At 69.4% G+C, this 21266-nt stretch carries 26 protein-coding genes and 1 riboswitch; of the genes, 15 read left to right on the top strand and 11 right to left on the bottom strand.

Annotation, left to right across the window (positions count from 1 at the left end; all coding sequences use genetic code 11):
- Positions 1-106 precede the first annotated feature (106 nt).
- The 3 genes from AB0J16_RS37775 (at position 107) to AB0J16_RS37785 (ending at position 1765) form a co-directional block, all read left to right on the top strand.
- Positions 107-376, top strand: a complete 270-nt coding sequence (locus AB0J16_RS37775; RefSeq protein ID WP_358548872.1) for a glycerol-3-phosphate dehydrogenase C-terminal domain-containing protein — start codon at positions 107-109, stop codon at positions 374-376.
- A gap of 106 nt (positions 377-482) precedes the next feature.
- The gene (locus AB0J16_RS37780) at positions 483-1352 is read left to right on the top strand and encodes a sucrase ferredoxin (protein WP_358548875.1); all 870 of its coding nucleotides are present in this window, start codon (positions 483-485) and stop codon (positions 1350-1352) included.
- Positions 1353-1453: 101 nt separating this feature from the next.
- A complete protein-coding gene (locus AB0J16_RS37785; RefSeq protein ID WP_080036407.1) occupies positions 1454-1765 on the top strand; it encodes a WhiB family transcriptional regulator in 312 nt (103 codons plus the stop codon).
- A gap of 300 nt (positions 1766-2065) precedes the next feature.
- Here AB0J16_RS37785 and AB0J16_RS37790 read toward each other — a convergent pair whose 3' ends face one another.
- Complete coding sequence (locus tag AB0J16_RS37790) at positions 2066-2299, bottom strand: DUF397 domain-containing protein (RefSeq protein WP_225289364.1); 234 nt, start codon at positions 2297-2299, stop codon at positions 2066-2068.
- A 116-nt stretch (positions 2300-2415) separates the two neighbouring features.
- Positions 2416-3303: a helix-turn-helix transcriptional regulator gene (locus AB0J16_RS37795; RefSeq protein ID WP_358548878.1), complete on the bottom strand. Its 888-nt coding sequence runs from the start codon at positions 3301-3303 to the stop codon at positions 2416-2418.
- 131 nt (positions 3304-3434) lie between these two features.
- Here AB0J16_RS37795 and AB0J16_RS37800 point away from each other — a divergent pair, with 131 nt between their 5' ends.
- Positions 3435-3911: an ATP-binding protein gene (locus AB0J16_RS37800; RefSeq protein WP_358548881.1), complete on the top strand. Its 477-nt coding sequence runs from the start codon at positions 3435-3437 to the stop codon at positions 3909-3911.
- A gap of 180 nt (positions 3912-4091) precedes the next feature.
- On the opposite strand, the gene AB0J16_RS37805 is transcribed toward AB0J16_RS37800, so the two are convergent.
- Together AB0J16_RS37805 and rsgA are read right to left on the bottom strand one after the other, a co-directional pair.
- On the bottom strand, positions 4092-4721 hold the full coding sequence (locus AB0J16_RS37805) for a phosphoribosyltransferase family protein (protein ID WP_358548883.1): 630 nt from the start codon (positions 4719-4721) through the stop codon (positions 4092-4094).
- 17 nt (positions 4722-4738) lie between these two features.
- A complete protein-coding gene (gene rsgA, locus AB0J16_RS37810) occupies positions 4739-5836 on the bottom strand; it encodes a ribosome small subunit-dependent GTPase A (protein WP_358548886.1) in 1098 nt (365 codons plus the stop codon).
- A gap of 297 nt (positions 5837-6133) precedes the next feature.
- On the opposite strand from rsgA, the gene AB0J16_RS37815 reads away from it, so the two are divergent.
- The 6 genes from AB0J16_RS37815 (at position 6134) to AB0J16_RS37840 (ending at position 11673) form a co-directional block, all read left to right on the top strand.
- The gene (locus AB0J16_RS37815) at positions 6134-6682 is read left to right on the top strand and encodes a sigma-70 family RNA polymerase sigma factor (RefSeq protein WP_357941099.1); all 549 of its coding nucleotides are present in this window, start codon (positions 6134-6136) and stop codon (positions 6680-6682) included.
- Positions 6679-7401 (top strand): zf-HC2 domain-containing protein, encoded by a 723-nt coding sequence (locus tag AB0J16_RS37820; RefSeq protein WP_358548889.1) that lies wholly within the window; start codon positions 6679-6681, stop codon positions 7399-7401. Before AB0J16_RS37815 ends, AB0J16_RS37820 begins: the two co-directional genes overlap by 4 nt.
- Positions 7402-7570: 169 nt before the next feature.
- On the top strand, positions 7571-8872 hold the full coding sequence (locus AB0J16_RS37825) for a CHRD domain-containing protein (RefSeq protein ID WP_358548892.1): 1302 nt from the start codon (positions 7571-7573) through the stop codon (positions 8870-8872).
- Between the two features lie 280 nt (positions 8873-9152).
- On the top strand, positions 9153-9392 hold the full coding sequence (locus tag AB0J16_RS37830; RefSeq protein ID WP_358548895.1) for an IclR family transcriptional regulator C-terminal domain-containing protein: 240 nt from the start codon (positions 9153-9155) through the stop codon (positions 9390-9392).
- Complete coding sequence (locus tag AB0J16_RS37835; protein ID WP_358548898.1) at positions 9389-10393, top strand: serine hydrolase domain-containing protein; 1005 nt, start codon at positions 9389-9391, stop codon at positions 10391-10393. The genes AB0J16_RS37830 and AB0J16_RS37835 overlap by 4 nt, the downstream gene beginning before the upstream one ends.
- Complete coding sequence (locus AB0J16_RS37840; RefSeq protein WP_358548901.1) at positions 10390-11673, top strand: hypothetical protein; 1284 nt, start codon at positions 10390-10392, stop codon at positions 11671-11673. The genes AB0J16_RS37835 and AB0J16_RS37840 overlap by 4 nt, the downstream gene beginning before the upstream one ends.
- Before the next feature lie 96 nt (positions 11674-11769).
- Here AB0J16_RS37840 and glyA read toward each other — a convergent pair whose 3' ends face one another.
- The 6 genes from glyA to AB0J16_RS37870 form a co-directional block, all read right to left on the bottom strand.
- The gene (gene glyA, locus AB0J16_RS37845; RefSeq protein WP_358548903.1) at positions 11770-13023 is read right to left on the bottom strand and encodes a serine hydroxymethyltransferase; all 1254 of its coding nucleotides are present in this window, start codon (positions 13021-13023) and stop codon (positions 11770-11772) included.
- Between the two features lie 25 nt (positions 13024-13048).
- Positions 13049-13130: riboswitch (ZMP/ZTP riboswitch) on the bottom strand.
- Positions 13131-13175: 45 nt separating this feature from the next.
- Entirely contained in the window at positions 13176-13790 is a 615-nt protein-coding gene (locus AB0J16_RS37850) for a hypothetical protein (RefSeq protein ID WP_358548906.1), read from the bottom strand.
- Positions 13738-14613: a serine/threonine-protein kinase gene (locus AB0J16_RS37855; protein ID WP_358548909.1), complete on the bottom strand. Its 876-nt coding sequence runs from the start codon at positions 14611-14613 to the stop codon at positions 13738-13740. The genes AB0J16_RS37850 and AB0J16_RS37855 overlap by 53 nt, the downstream gene beginning before the upstream one ends.
- A gap of 14 nt (positions 14614-14627) precedes the next feature.
- Positions 14628-15533: a YihY/virulence factor BrkB family protein gene (locus tag AB0J16_RS37860; protein ID WP_358548912.1), complete on the bottom strand. Its 906-nt coding sequence runs from the start codon at positions 15531-15533 to the stop codon at positions 14628-14630.
- 90 nt (positions 15534-15623) lie between these two features.
- Entirely contained in the window at positions 15624-15998 is a 375-nt protein-coding gene (locus AB0J16_RS37865) for a YccF domain-containing protein (protein WP_358548915.1), read from the bottom strand.
- A gap of 33 nt (positions 15999-16031) precedes the next feature.
- On the bottom strand, positions 16032-16808 hold the full coding sequence (locus tag AB0J16_RS37870; protein WP_358549292.1) for a TIGR03084 family metal-binding protein: 777 nt from the start codon (positions 16806-16808) through the stop codon (positions 16032-16034).
- Between the two features lie 242 nt (positions 16809-17050).
- Here AB0J16_RS37870 and AB0J16_RS37875 point away from each other — a divergent pair, with 242 nt between their 5' ends.
- The 5 genes from AB0J16_RS37875 (at position 17051) to AB0J16_RS37895 (ending at position 20626) form a co-directional block, all read left to right on the top strand.
- The gene (locus tag AB0J16_RS37875; RefSeq protein WP_311132608.1) at positions 17051-17134 is read left to right on the top strand and encodes a putative leader peptide; all 84 of its coding nucleotides are present in this window, start codon (positions 17051-17053) and stop codon (positions 17132-17134) included.
- Positions 17135-17242: 108 nt separating this feature from the next.
- Complete coding sequence (locus AB0J16_RS37880) at positions 17243-18916, top strand: nitrite/sulfite reductase (RefSeq protein ID WP_358548918.1); 1674 nt, start codon at positions 17243-17245, stop codon at positions 18914-18916.
- On the top strand, positions 18913-19083 hold the full coding sequence (locus AB0J16_RS37885) for an Insertion element protein (RefSeq protein ID WP_358548921.1): 171 nt from the start codon (positions 18913-18915) through the stop codon (positions 19081-19083). Before AB0J16_RS37880 ends, AB0J16_RS37885 begins: the two co-directional genes overlap by 4 nt.
- Complete coding sequence (locus AB0J16_RS37890) at positions 19080-19808, top strand: phosphoadenylyl-sulfate reductase (protein ID WP_225289346.1); 729 nt, start codon at positions 19080-19082, stop codon at positions 19806-19808. The genes AB0J16_RS37885 and AB0J16_RS37890 overlap by 4 nt, the downstream gene beginning before the upstream one ends.
- A gap of 23 nt (positions 19809-19831) precedes the next feature.
- Positions 19832-20626 carry a sirohydrochlorin chelatase gene (locus AB0J16_RS37895; RefSeq protein WP_358548924.1) on the top strand — a complete coding sequence of 265 codons (795 nt, stop codon included), beginning with the start codon at positions 19832-19834 and terminating at the stop codon, positions 20624-20626.
- A gap of 3 nt (positions 20627-20629) precedes the next feature.
- Here the strand turns inward: AB0J16_RS37895 and AB0J16_RS37900 are convergent, their stop codons facing one another.
- Positions 20630-21190 carry a TetR family transcriptional regulator gene (locus AB0J16_RS37900; protein ID WP_358548927.1) on the bottom strand — a complete coding sequence of 187 codons (561 nt, stop codon included), beginning with the start codon at positions 21188-21190 and terminating at the stop codon, positions 20630-20632.
- Between the last annotated feature and the right edge of the window lie 76 nt (positions 21191-21266).

Consider the following 21266-nt stretch of genomic DNA (forward strand, 5'->3'; position numbering starts at 1 on the left):
GGGGGCGGTCGGGGTGGTCGGCGCTATCGGGGTGGGTACCGCCCGGGGGGGGGGTGGGGTTCCCGCCTTTCCCCGGGTGGTGGGGGGGGGGGGGGGTCACGGCGCCGTGACCCCGCGAACCGGGGCGGGCGCGGGCCGCCCACCCGAGCGGCTGGTCGCCCGCCACGGCGTCGAGGCGGCGGCCGTGCACGAACTCGTCCGGGCGCATCCCGAGGAGGTCGGCCTCGGCGTCACGGTGGGCGAGCTGCTGTGGTCCGTCGCCCACGAGGGCGCGCTCGACGCGGACGACCTCCTCGACCGCAGGACCAGGATCGGTCTCGTCCCCGAGGACCGGGCGGCGGCGCTGCCGGCCGCCAGGGCGGCTTTCAGTCGGTAACCCGTACATCCCTCTTACCGTTAGGTTAGTCTTACCTAATTCGCAAGAGGGGAGAAAGGCGTTGACCAGGGGTTGCGAGCATCCGGATGGCTGCCACACGGGCGGGGTGCCGAATCTGGCCAGCGCCACCGTGGGGGCCCGGCTGTGGCTACTCGTCGAGTACGACGGGCCGTGGCCGTCACATCTGGAAACCTTCGAGCTTCCTGAAAAAATCTCGAACCTCGTGCGCCGAGCCCAAGAACGTGGCATCAGAGCCCAGCTCATCCGCCGCCCCGGCCGACGGGTCCGCCCACAGGAGCAGGACTTGCGTGTGCTAGTGGGCTACGCCACGGGCCCCAACCCCTGGCTGGCCAGCGGAGTCATCGCAGGTACCGAGGATCTTGACCTGGACGCGCTGGTGGCCGGAGTGGTCCCGGAGTCCTGCATACTTGAAGACGAGCCGGTATTTCTGGTCTGCACGCACGCCAAGCGCAATGCGTGTTGCGCCCGCATTGGACTACCCATCGCTCGAAGCCTGGCCGAAAACTGGCCGGACAGAGTATGGGAAACGTCACACGTTGGCGGCGATCGCTACGCCGCCAACCTCGTGTGCTTGCCACACGGAATTTTCTACGGCAGCATGTCTCAGGCTGCTGCGATCGCAGCGGCTAACGCGTACCGGTCGGGCGAGATCATTCTCGACCGTTACCGGGGACGCGCAGGCATCCCTGAGCCATTGCAAGCCGTCGAGCACTTCGCCCGAACCCATACGGGAGAGTGTTCTGTCGGCGCAGTGGCCGTGGAATCCTCCAGGTCGGACGGCGACGTCACCGAAGCCATCGTGCGCTGCGGCGACGTCCGGTTCGAGGTTGTGGTTGAGCCATCGGTGTTCCAAGCGCCGTGTGGTACGGCTTGCGCCGAGAAGATCACCACCTACCGGCTGGTTTCGCTGGACAGGCTCACGCCTGTGCGGTACGCCACGCCCGCCCTTACCTGATCACGGGAACACTACGGCCCACCTTTGCGTTGGAACAGTGACGCCGAAAACGTCCAATGCGGCTCAATTACTGAAATACCTCTCACGAAGGTGGTTTTCTCATGTCTCAGGTACGTCGGCAGCTCGCCCGCCCGCGCCCCAGCTGGGGTTGGCAGGATGATGCCGCGTGCCGGGGTGAGGACCTCGTGCTCTTCTTCGGCCCCGATGGGGAGCGGCAGCCCGAGCGTGACGTGCGCGAGCGGAAGGCCAAGGCGATCTGCGCCCAGTGCCCTGTCCGCAACGAGTGCCTGGACTACGCGCTGTCCCGTCCGGAGAAGTACGGCACGTGGGGTGGCCTGAACGAGGACGAGCGCGCTTCCGAGCGTCGCCGTCGCATGCGCCGCGCCGCCAGCGCCGGCATCTCCGCCGCCTGACTCCACCCGGCAGCGATCACCGCGTGATCATGCAGTTGCCCCGATGAACCGGGGCCTGGCCAGCCAAGTCCAGGCTCCGGCGAACCCGGTCGGGGCAACTGCTTGATCAGGCAAAGACCTCAGCCCCCAGCACGCGCTTCAGCCCGGCGTCATCCGTGACGCCGGGCTGAAGTGATTTCCGGATCAGTGTCTCCCGAGCTTCGGGGCTGGACCGCTCTGGGTCGGCGCTACGCCTGGCTCGGGGCTCTTGGCTCAGACGATCAGAGATTCAGACGATCAGAGCCTCAGGCGATCAGAGCCTCAGACGATCAGATCGTCGAACTCGCCGTCCTTGGCGCCGAGCACGAACGCGGTGATCTCATCCCGCGTGTAGACCAGGGCGGGCCCCTCGGGGAAGCGTGAGTTACGCATCGCCACCTCTCCCGTGGGCAGATCGGCCACCTCGACGCAGTTGCCGTTGGGGTTGCTCCGCCTGCTCTTGCGCCAGACGGCGGGAAGGCGACCGGCGGGCGTTCCGTTGCGGAACTCATGCATTGGGGAAGCTCCCTCGCGCGCTTACGGATGCACGTGCAGCCGTGGTTGCGAGATCACGTTACGGCATCGCCAAGATCACCATATAGGGGACGACCAAAACCCGGATATGGGGTGGATCACACTGACAGCAGGCGCTCCAGGAAGCGTTTGGTCTGCTCAGGGGAGTCGGCCTGGACGCTCAATCGGTCCATGACCTGCATGTAATGCTCGGACTCGGCCGGCTTGTCCAGATAGAGGGCGCTCGTGAGCTGCTCCAGGTACACGACGTCGGGCAGCTCACGCTCGGGGAAACGCAGGATGCTGAACGGCCCGCCGGCGGCCGCGTGCCCGCCGCGCTCGAACGGGATGACCTGAACGGTGATGTTGGACCGTTTCGTCATCTCCAGCAGGTGCTCGATCTGCCGGCGCATCACCTCACGGCCGCCGAGCGCACGCCGCACCACGGCCTCGTCGATGACCGCCCACAGCTTGAGCGGCCGGCCACCGGCCAGGCGCTCCTGCCGCCTGGTGCGCAGCGCCACGCGCCGGTCGAGCTCGCCCTCGGGAGTCGTCTCGTGCGCCAGCTTGATCACCGCCCTGGCGTACTCGGGCGTCTGGAGCAGGCCGGGGATGAACTGGTTCTCATACGTACGGATGACCGAAGCCGCACCCTCCAGCCCGATGTAGACCTCGAACCAGCCGGGCAGCAGGTCACTGTACTTGTGCCACCAGCCCGGGGCGTTGGCCTGCCGGGCCAGCTCCAGCAACGGCGCCCGCTCGGCCTCGTCGGTGACGCCGTAGAGGGTGAGCAGATCGGCGACGTCGCGTTCCTTGAAGCTGACCTGCCCGAGCTCCAGGCGGCTGATCTTGGCGTGAGAAGCGCGAATCGCATACCCCGCGTCCTCCCGCGAGATACGCTTCTCCGTGCGGAGCCTGCGCAGTTGCGTACCCAGCAGGATCCGCAGCACCGTCGGGCTTCCCGGCGAGTAGCCGACCACATTCCCTTCCGCACTCAGTGCGCTCACACCCATCGCTCCCAGATCATCTGCACGTGCAGATGCTATTTGCATCTGTAAAACACGAAAAGTCTTGCATCGGTAAGCACACGCCGTAAAGATGGGCATTGGATCACCTAGACCGCGCTTCGGGGGCCAGGATGACGACTTTCGACGCTCGGCCGCAAGCCGCCACGTGTGCCCAGGCACCCGAATGGCTGCTGCCCATTCTGCTCGAAGGGCGGCGCGGTCCGTGTGACGAGGTCTTCCGCTTTCATGAGCTGAGCACGTTCGAGCCCGTCTGTGTGGCCTCCGCCAGGCGGTTCGTCGACCGGACGCTCACCTCGTGGGGCTCCGACGGCATGGTCTTCGACGCCCAGCTGGTGGTCTCCGAGCTCGTCACCAACGCGATGCGGCACGGCGGCGGCGCCATCCAGCTCCGGCTGCTGAGCCGGCGGCCCGAGGTGGCGTGCGTGGTGAGCGACTACAGCCGGCACGCGCCGACCGCCCCGCCCACCACCGACGTCTTCGCCGAATACGGCCGCGGCCTGCGCCTGGTAGAGGCCCTCACCACCACCTGGGGCTGGCTCACCCCCGGCACCCAGGGCAAGCTCGTCTGGGCCGTACTCTCCAACTGACCTCACGCCCAGCGGGACCCAGGCCACAACGGACCACCTTCGTCCGCTTCCCCGAGGGGACCCCGCCCTCTGCGGACCGGCCTCCTCCTCACCCCCGCAGGAGGTATCCCTCCCAAGGGACACCAACCCCGACGGACCGTCACAGAGCCCGAGACGGTCGCGTGACGAAACACCCCTCACTCAGACACCCGCCAGCAGATCCAGCACGTCGGCGTCGCTGAGCTGATCGAAGTGCTCGTACCACTGCCCCACCGCCCGGAAATCCGCCGGGACCCGCAACACCACCACCTCGTCGGCCTCCTCGCGCATGGCCTCGACGGTGTCGCGGGCGCCCACCGGCACGGCCAGCGTCACCCGGCCCGGCTTGGCCGCGCCGACCGCCCGGAGCGCGGCCCGCGCGGTGGCGCCGGTGGCCAGGCCGTCGTCGACCACGATCACCTCGCGTCCGGCGAGATCGGCCAGCGGGCGGTCGCCCCGATAGACCTTGACCCGGCGGGCCAGCTCGCGCCGCTCCTCCGCGACCACGTCCGCCACCGACTCGGGCGTCATCCCGAGCCGGCGCAGCAGCAGCAGGTCGAACACCGGCTCGCCGCCCTCGGCTATCGCGCCGACGCCCAGTTCGGGCGTCGGCGGATAGCCGATCTTCCGAGTCACCAGCACGTCGAGCCGGCCACCGACGCTGCGGTGGATCGGCACGGCCACCGCCACGCCGCCGCGCGGGAGCGCCAGCACCACCGGGTCCTGCGCGTCGAGCAGGCGTCCCGCCAGCATGGCCCCCGCTTGCGCGCGGTCCGCGAACAGCAGCTCCATGCAGTGGTGTTACCCGGTCAGGGCCGGTTTCTGCCCGTGCGCCGCATTTCCTTGTGGATGACCTTCCACTTGTTCTGCTGCTCCTTGCGGAGGCGCGCGTCGGTGCGCGAGGCCATCCAGGCGGCCTCACGCTGGAGCTTGCGCCAGCTGATCAGCCGCCGCTCGGGGAGTTCGCCGCACTCCAGCGCGGCGAGCACCGCGCAGCCGGGCTCGCTCTCGTGGCCGCAGTCGTCGAACCGGCAGCCGGCCGCCAGTTCCTCGATGTCGGAGAAGACGAGGTCGACGCCCTCGCTCATCTCGTAGAGGCCGACGCGGCGGATGCCCGGCGTGTCGATGACGAGGCCGCCGCCGGGCAGCGGGATCAGCTCCCGGTGCACGGTGGTGTGGCGGCCCCGGCCGTCGGCGGCGCGCACCTGCTGGGTGTCCATCGCCTCGCCGTCCGCCATGGCGTTGACGAGCGTGGACTTGCCGGCGCCCGACGGGCCGAGCACGACGGCCGTACGCGAGCCTTCGAGGTAGCCGCGTACGAGCTCGACACCGTCGCCGAGCACCGAGGAGACGGCGTGCACGTCGACGCCCGGCGCGGCGACGCGTACGTCGGCGAGCAGGTCGTCGAGGCCGCGTTCGAACAGGTCGGACTTGGTGACGAGCACGACCGGCGTGCCGCCCGACTCCCAGGCCAGCGCGACGAGCCGTTCGATACGGCCCAGGTCGGCGAAGTCCGTGGCGTGCATGGACGGCTCCGCGACGAAGACGATGTCGATGTTGGCCGCGAGCACCTGGCCCTGTCCGTCGCCCGACAGGCCGCCGCGCGAGTCGCGGCTGACGCCGCCCCTGACGAAGGCGCTGCTTCTCGGCAGGACCGCGTCGAGCTCGTAACGGCCCTCTGGGAGCTCCTTGAGCGCGACCCAGTCTCCGACACAGGGCAGCGCCACCGGGTCGTCAGCGGACGCCCTACGGACGCGCGCGCCGTACTTGACGTGATGCTGCCCATCGGCGGCGATCACTTCGGCCGCGCCGCGATCGACCCGGGACACGCGGGCGGGCACGGTGTGTAGTGGTAGCTCGGCGACGCGGGATTCGGTCCAGCCGAGCGGGAAAAGCGTGGAGAACAACGGAGTGACACCTTTGTGGTCGAGAAGGACCCCGGGTGACCTCTAAGCAGGCACCCGGAGGATGACAGACGGCAAGCCGAACAGAACAGCCCGCATGGTCGTCACCTCCTCACTCGAGTTCTCGGTGCAGCTGGGAAGTGACTCTACGCATCCCTCCTGCGAGTTCGCAACGACTTTCTTCCCGATCTGTTGAACCGCGCCAGGGAATCTGTCCGTACTTCCTGCCGACTGCACTTTGAAAGGGGAATGATGCGAGTCAGCACGTGTCCCCCGCCCTCGGCCGAGGGAGCCGCCCCCATGGGCAAGCCACGCTCACGCCACCGGATGAGACGAGTACGTCCGGATGACGAAGTGGTCGTCTCCACGCTCTACCGGGAGTACCACCGGCCGCTGCTGGCCTTCGTGATCCGGCTGACGGCGGGTGATCGGCAATGGGCCGAGGACGTCGTGCAGGAGACCATGATCCGCGCCTGGCGTAGTTCCGAGCAGCTCGATCCGGACTCGGCTTCGCTCATGCCCTGGCTAGCCACCGTCGCACGCCGTATCGTGATCGATGACCGGCGGCGCAAGGAAGCCCGCCCGCCGGAATCAGGCGACGGCCCGCTGGAGAGCATGCCCGTGCCGGACGAGATGGAGGGACTGCTGCACCAGGTGGTCGTATCCGAGGCGCTGATGGCGTTATCCCCGGCCCACCGCGAGATCCTCAACGAGACGATCTTGCGAGACCGGTCGGTCAACGATGCTGCCATAGCGCTCGGCATTCCCGTTGGCACAGTTAAGTCCCGGGTTTACTACGCGGTCCGCGCGTTGCGCGTCGCACTGCAGGAGAGAGGGGTGACGGCGTGAACAGAGTCGAGCATACGGACGTGGGCGCCTACTCCCTCGGTCTGCTGGACGACGACGACAGATTAGCCTTCGAAGCGCACCTCTCCCTCTGCCCGTCGTGTCGGGCGGAGCTGTCAGAGCTGGCCGGAGTGGCCAGTGTGCTGACGGGGATCGGGCCGGTGCGAGAAGAGCCCCCTCCTCCCGATTACGGGCAGGCCGATGTCATCGACCTGCTCCGGCGTAAGAAGGCGCAGGACCGGCGGTCGAGGCGGGGGACATTCGTGATCGGGCTGGCGGCCTCGGTCACGCTGGTGGCCGGCGGGCTCGCGGTCGGCACCCAGCTCGGGGGCGGCGACGCGGCGACGCCCGTGGCGGCGGGCCATCCCACGCAGCATCTGGGTCCGGCCGAGCAGTTCTACGCCGACGGCAAGCCCATCGAGGGCGTCGGCGCCGACGGCGTGACCGGCGGGCTGGTGCTGGAGTCCAAGGGCTGGGGCACACATGCCGCGCTCAAGCTCTCGGGCATCAAGGGCCCGCTCGAATGCGAGCTGATCTCGGTGTCCAAGACCGGCCAGAAGCGGATCATGACGGGCTGGTCGGTGCCGCCCGCCGGATACGGCGTTCCCGGGTCGCCCGATCCGCTCTACATGCACGGCGGCAGCCCGTGGAAGCTCCAGGACATCGACCATTTCGAAGTGGTCACCACCTCTGGTAAGACTTTACTTACCGTCAGAGCCTGAATTCCCCGGGACTCACCTCCCAGAAGCCCTCCCACCACAGGTGGGAGGGCTTTTTTGCGCTCGCTTCCCTATATGTAAATTTACGGATTCAGCGGTTGAACCTCTTCGGGCCGGGTCGCGTACTGCTTGCCGTACCAACCCCAATGACAATCCTTGAAGAGGTTTCATCATGTCGATTCGTACGCTCGCCCTGTCCGGGGCGCTGCTCGCCACCGGCCTTCTCGCTCCGGTCACCGCCGCTCAGGCGACTGTCTCGGCCTCCGGTGACGACGTGTACCTCGCCGCCGGCCTGCGCGGTGCCAACGAGGTGGGCGTCAAGGGTGACGCCGATGGCCGGTCGACCGTCGTCATCAAGATCAGCGGTAACGAGGTCACCTTCGCGGCTCGCTGGAACAAGATCGACTCACCTACCGCCGGGCACATCCACCAGGCCGCCAAGGGGGCCAACGGCGACGTCAAGCTCGAGTTCTTCACCAAGCCGCTGCCCAAGACCGTGCTCGGCGTGACCGGCACGGTCACCGCCGACCCGGCGCTGGTCAAGGCGCTGATCGACGACCCGGGCGGCTTCTACGCCAACCTGCACGACGCCGCCCACCCCAAGGGCGCGGTCCGCGGCCAGTTCCACCGGCTGAACAAGCCGATCGACATCAACGGCGTCCTGCAGGGCAGCAACCAGGCCACGCTCTCCGCCCGCGCCGACGGCGCCAAGGAAGTGCCCGCCAACGACGGCAAGAAGCGCGGCGACCAGGACGGCCAGGCCACCTGGTGGCTGCGCCCGACAGGATCGGTCATCGGTTACACCGCCTTCTGGACCGGGCTCGCCCCGGTGACCAACGGCCACATCCACAAGGGCGCGAGCGGCAAGAACGGCGACGTGGTCGCCGACCTGTTCGCCGACGCCGCGGGCCTGCCGTCGAACCTGACGGGCGTCGCGGGTGAGGCCAAGGTCGCCGCGCCGGTCGTCAAGCGCATCGCCGCCAACCCCGGCCGGTACTACACCAACCTGCACACCACGGAGTTCAACGGCGGGGCGGTACGCGGCCAGCTGTCCGGCGACCCGTTCGACCACCCCCGCGCGGTCACCGCCGAGGTGCTGAAGGGCGCCCAGATCTACGCCTGCACCCAGCAGCCCGGCGCGGCCCCGGCCTTCACCCAGTACGGTGTGGCGGCCAAGCTGCGGCGCGGCATCGACCACTCCTTCGTGACCCCGGCCGCGGGACCGCCGCAGTGGGTCGCTCCAGACGGCAGCGCGGTGCGCGGAGCGGTCGTCACCAAGACCCCCAACGGTGACGGCAACATCCCCGAGCTGGTCCTGGACGCCACCCAGTCCGGCAAGAGCACCGGCCTGCTGGCCCACGCCACCACGATCCTGCGCCTCAACACCGAGGGCGGCGTGGCTCCCGCGGGCACCTGCACGGTCGGCGCCCAGACCCAGGTCGACTACAAGGCCGACTACCTCTTCCTCGGCTGATCGCCCTAAGACCAACTGAAGAGCAGGTCCGAGCGGGCGATTCGGTCCCGCCCGTGAGGACCGCCCCCGGCCGGTAGCGGCGCCACCCGCCACCGGCCACCGCCTCCGGGGACCTCCGGCCCGTCCCCGAAGGCACCCGACGCCCCGCCGTAACCCTCCGTACGGCGGGGCGTCCTCATGCCCGCCACAGGTCCGTTGTGGCGGAGCGTCCTCATGCCCGGAGCAGGTCCGAACGGGGGGCGTCCTCATGCCCGGCCCTCAGCCCCGGTCTGCGGCGGCTTTGCCGCTTCAGGAACTGGAGGCGGTACGCTCACGCGGCTACGCGATCGACAAGGAGGAGAATGAGGCGAACGTGCGCCGCGTCGGGGCGGTGGTCCGCGACGCGAGTGGGACGGCGGTGGGCGCGGTGAGCGTCGCGGGTCTCACACTCAGCCTGAGCCAGGACGACATGCCGCTGCTGGGACCGCTGGTGGTGGCCGCCGCCGCCCGCGTGTCGGCGGCGATCGGGAGGAACATATGACGGACGTGCTCGCGCGGGCCCGCGCCCTCGGGGAATTCTCCGGCGCGGCCTGGGCCTACGGCAGGTCGAGTGGCCCGGTTTCGCGTGGCCTCCTCGGCACGCTGGCGTGGAACGGCGACCCGGTCGGTGACGACACCCTGTGGGACCTGGCCTCGCTCACCAAGCCGATCGTCGGGCTGGCCGTCATGGCGCTGGTCGAGTCGGGCGAACTGACCCTGGACGACCCCATCGCGCTGCACCTGCCGGAGTACGCCTCGACCGACAAGTCCGGCATCACCGTCTTCGAGCTGCTGACGCACACCTCACGCATCCCCGGACAGCAGCCGCTCTACCGCGACCACCCGACCCGCGACGAACTGCTCGCCGCGGTGGCCCGGCTGCCGTTGCGTCCGTCCCCCGGGTTCGAGTACAGCTCCCAGGGGTTCATGGTCCTCGGGCTGATCGCCGAGCGGGCCGCCCGGACACCGCTCGACCAGCTTGTACGGGAGCGGGTGACCGAGCCCGTCGGCATGGACGAGACCCGCTTCCTGCTGCCCGAGCCCGACCATCGGCGTGCGGCCGCCACCGAGGACTGCCCGTGGCGCGGCCGGATCGTCCAAGGGACCGTGCACGACGAGAACGCCGAGGTGCTGGGCGGGGTGGCCGGGCACGCTGGGCTGTTCGGCACGCTGGACGACCTGGCGCGGCTGGGCCGGGCCCTGTGCCGGGGCGGCGGCTTTCTGGCTGCCCGGACGCTCGAGGTGATGACCCGGACGCGAATCGGCGGCCGGGCGCTGGCCTGGGAAGGGTGGGAGCGGCCCGGATGCAGCGGGGGTGATCTGCTGAGCCCGGCGGCGTATGGGCACACCGGGTTCACGGGGACGAGCCTGTGGGTGGATCCGGAACTGGACGTGTTCGTGGTGCTGCTGACCAACCGGGTGCACCCGAGGCGGGGGTCGGACGCGATCAACCGGATCCGCCGCGCCTTCCACAACGCGGCCGTGGCGGAGGCCCTGGCATGACCGGCGGCGGGGGTGTGAGCGGCTCCGGGAACGGCGGTTTGGGGTTCGGCCACGCAGGTGCGGGCGGTTCCGGGGCCGACGGTTTCGGGATCGGCGACGCAGGTGCGGGCGGTGCCGGGATCGGCGGTGTGCTTCGGGTGGTTGGTTCGTCGGCGGCGGTGCGGCTGGTTCCGGGAGACACCGGGCTGGTGCTGGAGCCGACCCGGGAGCGGCCCGGGGATCTCTGGATCGGGCCCGGCTGGGTGGACCTGCACGCCCACGTCTACGACGGGATGACGGTGATCAGCGTGCCCCCGGACCGGGCTGGCCTGGACCAGGGCGTGCACGTGGTCGCCGACGCGGGCAGCGCGGGCCAGGCCACGATCGACGGGCTGGCCCGCTATGTCGTCCCGGCCGCCGAGACCGAAATACGCGCCTGGATGAACATCGGCTCATACGGCCTCGTTCACCTACGCGAAACGGCCGACCCGAGTTTCATCGACGTGGACGCCACGCTGACCGCCATCGAACGGCACCGGGGACTGGTCTGCGGCGTGAAGGTCCGCTCCAGCGGCGCGGTCGTGGGCGCGATGGGGCTGCAACCGCTCCAGCTCGGCCGGCTCGTCGCCCGGCAGGCGGGTCTGCCCCTGCTGGTGCACGTCGGCGAGGCACCGCCGCTGATCGAGGACGTGCTCGACCTGCTGGACGAGGGCGACGTGATCACCCACTGCTACCACGGCAAGACCGGCCATCCATGGCGACCCGACGGCACCCCTGTCCCCGCACTGGCCCGCGCGCTCGACCGTGGCGTGCTGCTGGACGTGGGCCACGGCGCGGCCAGCTTCAGCTTCGACGTCGCCGAACGCGCGATCGCCGCCGGTTTCCCACCGCACTCGATCAGCACCGACATCCATGTGCGCAACATCGGCGGCCCCGTCCACGACCTGGCCACCACGATCACCAAGCTACTGGCCTGCGGCCTGCCACTGGAGAACGCGATCACGGCGGTCACCGCCGCACCCCGCCGCGTCCTGCGCATGGACTCGCCGGACTCGGAATGGCTGGCGGACAACGGCGCGATACGCCACGCCACGGTATTCCGACTGACTGGGGATGCCACGGAGTCCCGGCCGACCGGAGGGGCAACGGAGTTTGGGCTGGTTGGGGAGACGGAGCGGGTCTATGTGGATTCTCGCGGAACCCACCGCGAGCCCACTCACCACGTCCTCCCGGTGACCACCATCCGAGAGGGACGCCTCCGGCCCACCGAACCGCGCCACCGGTCAACGACACGCACGTAACGGCGCCGAGCCCTGTGCGGGCTCAGCGGCCGTTCTCCTGGAGGCCCCCGGCCATGTGCGGCGGGTGGCGGTGAGGGCGGCTTGCCGTAACGAAAATCAGGAGAGACCCGGCGCCGGGAACTGCGCGGTCAGCTCGCTGACCTCGTGATGCACCCGGCTGATGACGTGCTCGGCGTCGCCCTTGGCCAGGGCGGTGACGACCTCGTCCATCCACGCGCCGATCTGCCGCATCTCGCCCGGCCCCATCCCCCGCGAGGTGACAGAGGGGGTGCCGATGCGGATGCCGCTCGGGTCGAACGGCTTGCGGGTGTCGAACGGGACCGTGTTGTAGTTGGTCTCCAGGCCCGCGCGGTCGAGCGCCTGGGCGGCCGGCTTGCCGCCGATGCCCTTGGGCGTGAGGTCGAGCAGGATGAGGTGGTTGTCGGTGCCGCCCGAGACCAGGTCGAAGCCGCGGCTCGACAGCTCCTCGGCCAGCGCCTTCGCGTTGGTCACCACCTGGTGCGCGTAGGCCTTGAAGGCGTCGGTGGACGCCTCGTGCAGGGCCACGGCGATGGCGGCGGTGGTGTGGTTGTGCGGGCCGCCCTGCAGGCCGGGGAAGACGGCCTTGTTGAGCGCGGTCGCGTGCTCGTCGGTGGTGGCCATGAGCATGGCGCCGCGCGGGCCGCGCAGCGTCTTGTGCGTGGTCGTGGAGATCACGTCGGCGTGGCCCACCGGCGACGGGTGCGCGCCGCCCGCGACGAGGCCGGCGATGTGCGCGATGTCGGCGGCGAGTACGGCGCCCACCTCGCGGGCGATGGAGGCGAAGCCCTCGAAGTCGATCGTGCGCGGGATGGCCGTGCCACCGCAGAAGATCAGCTTCGGCCGGTGCTCCAGCGCCAGCGCCCTGACCTCGTCGAGGTCGATGCGGCCGGTGTCCTGGCGCACGCCGTAGCGGACCGGGTTGAACCACTTGCCGGTGGCCGAGACCGACCAGCCGTGCGTGAGGTGACCGCCGAACGGCAGGCCCATGCCCATCACGGTGTCGCCCGGCTGCAGGAAGGCCATGTAGATGGCCAGGTTGGCGGGCGAGCCCGAGTAGGGCTGGACGTTGGCGTGGTTGACGCCGAACAGCGCCTTGGCCCGCTCGTTGGCCAGAGTCTCGACCTGGTCGATGACCTGCTGGCCCTCGTAGTAGCGCTTGCCGGGGTAGCCCTCGGAGTATTTGTTGGTCAGGACGGTGCCCGTGGCCTCCAGAACGGCCTTGGACACGTAGTTCTCCGACGCGATGAGCTTGACGGTGTCGGCCTGACGGCGCTCCTCCGCCTTGATGAGCTCGGCGATCTGCGGGTCCACGCTTGTGAGAGAACTCATGACTCTCCTGTCATCGTTGACAATGTGCGAAGACCCAGGCGCACGGCCTTCTGCCCTTCCGCTCCCTGGTGGTTCGCCCCACCTAACGCGCCAGTCGCGACGTTCTAGACGATAGCGGATCGGGCAGGGGGGACCGGGCACGGATCAGGTGATCAGGCAGATGAGAGGGCCACGTTCTTGATCGTTCCGAGCGGCCCGAGGTTCACGTCCACGTGCTCCGCGTCCTGGGGCAGGCCCTCGAAGACGGCCCAGAGCTGAAGCTGCATACCGCCCCCGAACGAGGCCGTGGGGACCTCGGCGCACTGACAGGCGTTGTCCTTCCTGGCCGGGTACAACGGCTTGCCCACGCCGGGAGGGACGATGCTGATCCTCGACACGGTGTTGTCGAGGGCGCTCGCGCCGAACCTGTCGTACAGAGGCGCGTTCTTGGTGCCGACGTTCTTGACCGTCCACTGCAGGCGCGCCGTGGTGCCCTGCCGCACGAGGGAGTCGATGCGCACCTGGAAGGTGGTGTCCAGGGCGTCGAGCGTGCGGGTGACGGCGGGGGTGCCCGGCTCGGCGACGCTCTCCTGCCACGGGCGCAGTACGGCGAGCGTGGCGGCCACGCCGAGGACGGCCGCGAGCGCGGCGGCGACGACCGGGCCCAGCCAACGGCGCCGCCCAGAAGCCCGCCTCCCGCCGGACTGCCCTTCACCCGTCCCGGCGGGCGGCCCTTCACCGGCCCCAGTGGACGGGTCTTCCAGCGCTCCAGCGGGCGGGCCTTCCAAGGCTCCAGCGGACGGCCCCTTGACCACCCCGGCGGACGAACCAGCCACCATCCCACCGGACAGACCTTCCGGACCAGCGGACGGGCCTTCGAACGTCCAGCGCCCGCTCGACCAGCGGCCTGATCCGCTCGTCCAGCCCGTCGAGCACCGGCGCGTGGTTGATCACCCGGTAGACGACCTCGGCGACCCCGCCGGACCCGAACGGCGGCCGGCCGACGCCCGCGTACGCCACCAGAGCGGCCCACGAGAAGATGTCGCTCGCCGACGTCACCTGCTCGCCCTTGGCCTGCTCGGGCGACATGTACGCGGGCGTCCCCATGCTCTGGGCGATCGTGACGGGCGCTCCCCCGGCGTCGGCGAGCTGGGCGATGCCGAAGTCGATGACCCGCGGCCCGACCGCGCTGAGCAGCACGTTGGACGGCTTCAGATCGCGGTGCACGACCCCTGCCTGGTGGATCGCGGCCAGCGCGGTGGCCACGCCGACGGCCAGCGCCTCCAGGTTCGACCCGGTCAGCGGCCCCTGCCGGACGACCACGCCGGACAGGTCGGGGCCCTCGACGTATTCGGTGACCAGATAGGCGGTCCCGCCCTCGAACCCGGCGTCGAGCACGGGGGCGGTGCAGAACCTGGCGACCCGCCTGGCGGCCTCGGCTTCCTTGCCGAACCTGCGCCTGAACTCCTCACGGGCGGCCAGCTCGGGCCGCATCGTCTTCAGCGCGACGCGCCTGCCGGTGGGGTCCTCCGCGAGGTAGACGAACCCCATGCCACCCTCGCCCAGCTTCCTGACGAGCGTGTAGGGACCGACTCTCCGCTGTGCGTCCACTGGGGGATTATTCCCTATTTGGTACGACTGGCGCCGGGCCAGAGCCGATCGACCTCGGCGTTCAGGATGGCTCCGATCAGCACGGCGAGCGCGGTGATGTAGAGCCAGAGCAGCAGCGCGATGGGCGCGGCCAGCGAGCCGTAGACGGACACTGGCGAGAACCACGCCGCGAGCACGGCCCGCAGCACGGCGGCACAAACGATCCACAGGAACAGCGCCAGGATCGCCCCCGGCAGCTCCCGGTACCACTTCGTCCGGACCGGCACGCTCACGTGGTAGAGCACGGTCAGGAAGAGCACCGAGCCGATGACCACCACCGGCCAGTACAGCAGGTCGACGAGGACGCCGTACTCCCCCGGCAGCGCGTCCTTGAGCAGCGTCGGCCCGATGACCAGCACCGGCATCACGATGATCCCGATGACCAACCCGATCACGTAGAGCCCGAACGACATCAGCCTGGTCCTGATGATGCCGCGTTCCTCGCCGAGCCCGTAGGAGACGGAGATGAGGTCCACGTAGACGTAAAGTGCCCGGGAGCCCGACCAGAGCGACAGCAGGAAGCCCACCGAGATGATCGACACCTTGCTGGCGTCGTCGCTGAGGACGTCGGTGATGAGCGGGTTGACCACCTTGTGCACCGCGTCGTCGGTGAACAGCAGCCCGGCCTGGTCGATCACCCAGGTCTTCACCTGCACGACAACCTGGGGCCCCAGCCAGGTGCCGAGCTTGGCCAGTACCCCGATCAGTCCCAGCACGAACGGCGGGAGGGACAGCAGCGCGAAGAAGGCCGCCTCGCCCGCGAGGCCCGTGACGCGGTAAGTGACTCCCGCGTTCGTGGTCGCGCGGACGGTCGCCCACGAGTTCGTGTCGAGCACCCAGTTCAGCCTGGCACGGGCGTTGGAGGCGAGTCGCCTCCTCATCGACCGGCTAGGCGCATCGGTGGACGTCATGGCACCCAACGGTTATTAGCAGTGACTCTTCGGGACAGCTTACGTCCCCCGGGCACTGCCCTAGTCGACGTCGACGATGCGCGCACCCAGCGGGAGCAGCGAAACCGGGATGAGCTTCAGGTTCGCGATGCCCAGCGGAATGCCGATGACCGAGAGGAACAACGGGATCGAGGTGACCACGTGCCCGACCGCCAGCCAGATGCCCGCGAAGACGAGCCAGATGACGTTGCCGATCGTGGAGAGCGCCCCCGCGTCGGGGTCGCGCACGACGGTCCGGCCGAACGGCCAGAGCGCGTAGGCCGCGATCCTGAACGAGGCGATGCCGAACGGGATCGTGACGATCAGGATGCAGCAGATGACGCCGGCGATCGCGTAGCCGATGGCCAGCCAGACACCGGCGAAGATCAGCCAGATGACGTTCAGGATTGTCCGCATGCTTACAGCATGTCACCGGGGCTGCCTCTCAAATCATCGGGAATGCCCCTGGCCTTTCCCTGATCGACCCTTACCGGGTGGTCCGGCGAACGCCTGCGCTATCTCCATCCAGGCGCGGGCGGTCTCGCCGGTGATCTCCAGGTCGGTGTCGTCGCGGTGGACGCGCTGGGTGACGAGCAGGCAGAAGTCCAGCATCGGCCCGCGGACCGTGTCGGCGGCCTCTTCGGGCCCCGCCGTCCATGGCGTCCCGTCGGGCATGGTCAGCTCCACGCGCACCGGTCGCGACGGAAGGGGCAGATTCCGTACGGCGAAACCGAAGGGCATGGCCCTGAACCCGATCATCGCCACGTGCCGCAGCCTCGGGGTGGGCTCCCTGGTGACGCCGAGCGCGTCCGCCACGTCCTGGCCGTGCGCCCAGGTCTCCATCAGCCGGGCGGTGACGAAGGAGGCGGCCGACATGTCGGGCCCGTACCAGGGCAGCCGGTCACGGGCGGACAGCCCGGTGAACGCCTTGATGCTGCGGGCACGAGCCGTACGGAACCATTCGAGCAGTTCGTCGGGGGCGAGCCCGCGGAACTCCGCGGCCAGGTCATCGGTGGAGGTGAAGTGCGCCGCCGCCGCCCGGAAGACGTCGGGATCGGTCACGGCGGTGCGCGCGGCCTCGTCGAACCAGGCCAGGTGGCTCACCTGGTCACGCACCGCCCATCCCTCGGCGGGTGTGCCGAGCTCCCAGTCTCCGGCCTCCAGGGGCCGTAACAGCTCGTCGAGTGACGCGGTCTCCGCACGCAGGTCGCTCAGCAACTCGCCCATGAGGTCCACGGGCGCCAGCCTAACCGAACAAGGTTCTACGAGGAATAATGCAAGGGTGATCTGCGAGAAGTGCAAGGACAAGCGCCACGAGGAATGTCGCGGCGGATCCTGGTGCGATTGCCAGCACCAGCAGGCGGAGGAGCCGGCCGAGTCGGACCTGGACTGGCCCCGTCAGGGGTGAAGAGCGTCCACAGTCTGGACCCAGTCTTGGACATACCGGATACCTAGCGTATCTTCGAACTATGCCAGCGGACCCCATGCTTGTCGGTCGACGACACGTCGATCTTCAGCGTGTCCGCAGTGCCATCTGTTGCGACGCCCGTTAACCCACCCGTTTTCTCCGTTGCGCGCGTCGCAAATCTCCTCCTTCACCCCTGCCCTCAATGATGAGGCGGGAGGAAGCCTGCGCGCGCCCATGAACCGAAGGACGCGCAATGAGCACCCCTGCCAGCCGGCATCACAAACGCCCGCGCGGCGAAGGCCAGTGGGCTCTCGGTTACCGGGAGCCGCTGAACAAGAATGAAGAGAACAAGAAGAACGACGACGGCCTCAACGTCCGCCAACGCATCATCGACATCTACTCCAAGCGTGGTTTCGACTCGATCGACCCCGCTGACCTGCGGGGCCGGATGCGTTGGTACGGCCTCTACACCCAGCGCAAGCCCGGGATCGACGGCGGCAAGACCGCGATCCTGGAGCCCGAGGAGCTGGACGACCGCTACTTCATGCTGCGGGTGCGGATCGACGGCGGCCAGCTGAGCATCCCGCAGTTGCGGGTCATCGCCGAGATCTCCAACGACTACGGCCGGGGCACCGCCGACCTGACGGACCGGCAGAACGTCCAGCTGCACTGGATCGAGATCGAGTCGGTGCCCGACATCTGGGCGCGGCTCGAAGCGGTCGGGCTGTCGACCACCGAGGCGTGTGGCGACACCCCGCGCGTCATCCTGGGCTGCCCGCTGGCCGGGATCGACACCGACGAGGTGCTGGACGCGACCGACGAGATCCACGTGCTCAACGAGCGGTTCATCGGCGACCCGGCCTACTCCAACCTGCCGCGCAAGTTCAAGTCGGCGCTGAGCGGATGCCCGTCGCACTGCACGGTGCACGAGATCAACGACGTGGCGTTCGTGGGTGTCGAGCTGCCCGGTGGGGAGAAGGGCTACGACCTGTGGGTCGGCGGGGGGCTGTCCACCAATCCGATGTTCGCCAAGCGGCTCGGTGTTTTCGTCCGGCCGGAGCAGGTGGCGGACGTCTGGGCCGGTGTGATCGGGATATTTCGTGATTACGGGTATCGGCGGCTGCGGCACCGCGCTCGGATCAAGTTCCTGGTCAACGACTGGGGCGTGGAGAAGTTCCGGGAAGTCCTGGAGACCGAATACCTCAAGGAGGCGCTGCCCGACGGGCCCGCGCCCCAGGCGCCCCGTGGCTCCCGCCGCGACCACGTCGGGGTCTACCCGCAGAAGGACGGCAACTTCTACGTGGGCTTCGCGCCCAAGGTCGGCCGCCTCGACGGTGACAAGCTGCACGTGATCGCCGACGTCGCCGAGCGGCACGGCTCCGGCCGCGTCCGCACCACGGTCGAGCAGAAGATGGTCATCCTCGACGTCGCGCCGGACCAGGTCGACTCCCTGGTCGCCGAGCTGGAGGCCAACGACCTCCAGGTCAACCCGTCGACGTTCCGCCGCCAGACGATGGCCTGCACCGGCATCGAGTACTGCAAGCTGGCCATCGTCGAGACCAAGGCCACCGCCGCCAACCTCATCGACGAGCTGGAGCGGCGCCTGCCCGACTTCGCCGAGCCGCTCACCATCAACGTCAACGGCTGCCCCAACTCCTGCGCGCGCATCCAGGTCGCCGACATCGGCCTCAAGGGCCAGCTGGTCGTGGACGAGCACGGGGAGCAGGTCGAGGGCTACCAGATCCACCTGGGCGGCTCGATGGGCGTCAACCCCGGCTTCGGCAGGAAGGTACGCGGACTCAAGACCACCGCCGAGGCCCTGCCCGACTACGTCGAGCGGGTCGTGACGCACTACGACGCCCAGAAGAAGGAAGGCGAGGCCTTCGCCGACTGGGTGCAGCGAGCGGACGAGGCGGACCTGCGATGACCACGCGAGCCGTCCCCTTCCACTGCCCCTACTGCGGCGACGAGGACCTCGAGCCCTACGAGGGCGACCCCGAAGCGCCCGAACCCGCGGCGCACGGCGGCTGGTACTGCCGGTCCTGCGCCCGCGCCTTCAAGCTGAAGTTTCTTGGAATCGGAGTGAAGATATGACACTCGTCGACATCGAGGTCGGTTTAAGAGAGCAACGCGGCGCGCTCGACCTGCAGGACATCGTCGAGTCCGCCGCGGTCTTCCTGGAGGACGCCTCCGCCCGCGAGATCATCCGGTGGGCGGCGGCGACGTTCGGCGACCGGCTGTGCCTGACCTCCTCGATGAGCGACGCGCTGCTCATCGACCTGGTCAGCCGGGTCAAGCCCGGGGTGGACGTGTTGTTCATCGACACCGGGTTCCATTTCGCCGAGACGATCGGCACCCGTGACGCGGTCCAGCAGGTCTATGACGTCAATGTGATCAATGTGCAGCCGTCGCGCACGGTGGAGGAGCAGGAACGCGAGCTCGGGCCGCGCCTGTTCGGCCGCAATCCCGACCTGTGCTGCTACCTGCGCAAGGTGGAGCCGCTCAACCGGGCGCTCGAACCGTACCTGGCGTGGATCTCCGGCATCCGCCGCGACGAGGCGAGCACCCGCGCCGACACCAAGGTCGTGGAGTGGGACGCCAAGCGGCAGATGGTCAAGGTCAACCCGATCGCCAGGTGGACCCAGGACGAGGTCGACAACTACATGGCCGACAACGGGGTGCTGATCAACCCGTTGCACTATGACAACTACCCCTCGATCGGCTGCGCCCCCTGCACCCGGCAGGTCGCGGAGGGCGAGGACCCGCGCAGCGGCCGCTGGGCGGGGCTGGGGAAGGTCGAATGCGGCATTCACCTGTAACCCCCAGCATGTGGCCCGTCCCGTTGGCAGACGGGACGGGCCAGGACATCCCACTGGTCGCGGTGGCGCACGGGTCTCGCGATCCACGCGCCGCCGCGACCGTGGAAGCCCTGCTCGACGAGGTACGGCTGGCGCGGCCCGGACTGCCGGTGCGCACGGCGTACCTCGACCACGCGACCCCGTCCCTGGGGCAGGCGCTGAGCGGGCTGGAGGCGGCCGTGGTGCTGCCGCTGCTGCTCACCGAGGCCTACCACAGCCGGGTGGACCTTCCCGCGGCGCTCAACGAGGCCAGGGCGCGCGACCCGCGGCTGCGCGTGCGCTACGGCGCGACGCTGGGGCCGCACCCGCTGCTCCTGGCGACGCTCGAACGGCGGCTGGCGGAGGCCGGGGTGTCGCCGGGCGATCCGGACACGGCGGTCGTGCTCGTGTCGGCGGGTTCGAGTGATTCGCGGGCCAACGCGGTGGTCTCCGGGATGGCGCGCTCCTGGTCACGGGCGACGGGCTTCCCGCGCGGGCTGTCCGCGGGCCCGCGTACCACTGGAGGGTGGTGGGCGGTGACGGCGGCGTACGCGTCGGCGGCCGAGCCGACGCCCGCGCAGGCGGTGGCGCTCCTCCGCGAGGCGGGCGCGCCCCGGGTGGCCGTCGCGCCGTACCTGCTGGCGCCCGGTTACTTCGCCGACAAGGTGCGGCGCAGCACCCTTGAGGCGGGCGCCGACGTGGTCGCCGACGTGCTCGGCCCGGCTCCCGAACTGGCCGAGGTGCTCCTGGAGCGCTATGACTGCGCGGCCCGCGCCCCGGCCGGTGCGGCGGCCTCGTAGACGTCAGCGCGTCTCGCCCGCCAAGCTTTCGAAGCACGGCCGCAGGAGGGCGATGATGTCGTCGGCGGGCGCGTCCGCCAGGGAGCTCAGCTTGAGCAGGTAACGATCGATCACCACCCCGTTGATGATGGCGCTGATCAGCGCCGCCCGCAGCCCGGCGTCAGCGGCCGGGATGGCCGCGCTCATCCGGTCGAGCCAGGTCGCCGCCGCCGCTCGGAACTCCCCCGACGCCTCCGCGTGCGTGAGCACGGAACGCAGCACGACGAGTGACGCGACCGGTTCGTCGTCGAGCCGCCGGCGCAGCGAGGTGAGCAGGGCCTCCGCCGGATGCCCCACCGGCAGTTCCTCGTCCGGCAGCTTGGCGGCGCGCGAGAACAGCTCCTCCTTGCTGCCGAAGTAGTGCATCACCAGCCCCGCGTTGACCCCCGCGGCGGACGCCACGTTCCGGATCGTCGTGCGCTCGTATCCGAGCTCGGCGAAGGTGGCACGGGCGGCGGCGAGAATGCGGGCCTCGGTCTCGCGGCGCTGCTCGGCTCGGGTGCGGCGCGGCTTCTCGTCGGACACCGGTTCATTGTACGGGCGTTGACCGAATCACCGACTTCGTTCTACGGTTGTTCAATGAACGCACGTTCAACGAACG

Source organism: Nonomuraea sp. NPDC049750 (assembly GCF_040659625.1).
In the GTDB taxonomy this organism is placed as follows: Bacteria; Actinomycetota; Actinomycetes; order Streptosporangiales; family Streptosporangiaceae; genus Nonomuraea.